This is a genomic window from Coprococcus sp. ART55/1 (genome assembly GCF_000210595.1).
GTDB lineage: Bacteria > Bacillota > Clostridia > Lachnospirales > Lachnospiraceae > Coprococcus > Coprococcus aceti.
Genome location: NC_021018.1, coordinates 400677 through 402972, shown reverse-complemented (window position 1 = coordinate 402972; position 2296 = coordinate 400677). Strand labels below are relative to the sequence as shown.

Below are 2296 nucleotides of genomic sequence, written 5' to 3'. Positions count from 1 at the left end.
AATGCCTTAGAAAATTTGCTTGCGTTGCTATACCCTAATTCCAATGCAATATCCCCAATCTTCATTTTGTTTTCCGAGAGCCATTGAGCCGCTAAATTCATTTTGTATTTTTTGAGGTGAGAATACGGGGTGTCCCCATAAATTTGAGAAAATACCATGTGAAAAGCCGAAAGGTTCAAATGCTCCTTTTTAGCCAACTGCTCCAAAGATACTTTCTCGTCCATGTGAGAAATAAGATATTCCCGAATAGCTTTTGTTGCCTGTATCTGCTTTTTATCAAAATATTTCAGATCGCACCCGTTAATCTGCGTCAACTGATCTATATGGTACAGCAATTCGATTGCTTTGATTTTGAAATATCCAACAGGTTCTGTTTCGGCGGCAGCATATATCTCGGAAAAAAGATGCTGCAACTGTTGTGGAGTATCGCTGACGTACCATCGTGTTTCAAGCCCCAGCGAGGTTCCTATCTTAGGAAGGTCAATGGGTATTGTCTGCATCATCCGACGTGTTCCATCCGAAAGTGCCTGACGGTCTATGACAAGGCTTACTCCGTAATATTTCCCCAAAGGAAAAGAAAAGGAAACCGGCAAATACTCTGTTGCTGCAACGCTAAAATAGCCCTCTGGCAGATATGACACAGTATGATTTGCAAACTCACATTCATAGCGTCCAGCCTGACAGTGTGTGATTTGGATAATATCTGGATTGAACTTTTGAGTTTTCATTACTTCATCCGTTTCAAAATCCAGAAAACATAGTTGTATTCCGTCAAAAAGGTTATAATTCTTAACAATTCCCCGGCCATTGCAGCCATAATCAATGACTATGCGAATATCATCCTGAAACAATACCTTGGCCTGTGTACCGTACCATTCTTGATTGAAATTGACTTTTTCCATTATCATCGCTCCAAATAGTTAATCCAAACTTATCATTCCTATGATAACACACAAATATGAGCAATTCAAGAAAATAGCCCATTTCTCATTTTCAAAAGGATACTTGGGCGGAGCGATTTTTAGGAAAACAAATAGAAGCCGGAGTTTTTAATATCAAATAAAATCTCCGACTTCTACTCTGTTCTAATTCTTATACACAAATCAATTCTTGTAAAATCGTTTCCTCCGCCTGCGCCTTCAGCGTATTCATCAGCCCCACCCAGCACATAGGGGCACGGGCTTTCAATTCCTCGGTGACGCCTGCCGCCTCCATCATGCGGGGCAACATGGTGTCCATCCGTTCACGCGCCGCCCGGTCAATCTCCAATAGGTGCGGGTACAGCTTTTCGCTCAAAATCAGGCTGCTGTAAAGACTGGGCCGGCGTTCCTTCAGGTAGCGTTTCCGCATACGGCCATACTTGCCAATGGGGGCCTCCGGCTGCTCGGAAAGTTTCAGGTCGGGAATGTAGTAATCTCCGCAGCGGGTGTAAGTCAATTTGCTCATGTTCGTCCTCCTTTGCACTGTGATGGTTAAACTGCGACACTGGCCGATACAGTGGCCTTGCGCGGCTCCTGCCTGGGTAACTGGCTGATGGTGGTAAAAATGCCTTTCTCCATGTCCTCAGCCCGGATTGCGGCCTTTGCCGCCTCAACTTGGACCTTGCGCTTGGCGTTGTAGCGTTCTTCCCATTCCTTCTGCTTGCCGTTTGCCTTGCGGCGTAAGTAGTTCTGGTGAAGCCTGTCCTTGCGTTCCTCCTTCTTCCGCAGTTCTTCCTGTTCCTCCGGGGTCAGGGGAACCGGCTGCAAGGCGGGCGGGATATACCGGCCCACAAAATTGAAGTAGATTTCAATTTCCTGCGTGGTGTCCTGGCTGCCTTTTCGGGCGCGTTCGTGGACAAGGATTTTCTCTACAAACTCGTTGAGCATGGTGTTTGTCAGAGTGTCAAAATTCTCATACTTATCAATTAGGGCTATAAACTTCTCTGCGGATTTCTGGCTCTGCTCATAGCCGGTAACAGCCTTTTCCAATTCCACGATTTCCGCATTGAGGGCGTCCTGCTCTTTGGCGTACTGTGCGTCCAGGGCCTCATACCGGGCGTCCGGCAGCTTACCCAGGACGTTGTCCTCATAGATTTTGCAAATCAGCTTTTCCAGTTCCCCGGCCCGCTTTTGGGCGGCGGCCAGCCGTTTCCGCTTCTTGGATATGTCGGCGGTCTGCTGGGCTACCTGCGTTTCCTGGACGGTGCGGATAAACTCGGCCCGGTCATTCCTGGAATACTCCGCGATGGCCCGGAGCATATCGGCAATCAGGGTCAGAACAGCTTCGGCCTTGATACGGTGCTGTGTAGGGCAAA

3 protein-coding genes are annotated in these 2296 nt (G+C 47.5%); all 3 read right to left on the bottom strand.

Annotation, left to right across the window (positions count from 1 at the left end; translation table 11 throughout):
* Positions 1–902 (bottom strand): helix-turn-helix domain-containing protein (locus tag CCU_RS01930; RefSeq protein ID WP_208895911.1); only part of this gene is annotated, 902 nt, incomplete at its 3' end.
* Between the two features lie 190 nt (positions 903–1092).
* Positions 1093–1446 (bottom strand): TnpV protein, encoded by a 354-nt coding sequence (locus tag CCU_RS01925; RefSeq protein WP_015533360.1) that lies wholly within the window; start codon positions 1444–1446, stop codon positions 1093–1095.
* A 26-nt stretch (positions 1447–1472) separates the two neighbouring features.
* A partial coding sequence (locus CCU_RS01920; protein WP_208895910.1) for a DUF4368 domain-containing protein occupies positions 1473–2296 on the bottom strand: 824 nt, incomplete at its 5' end.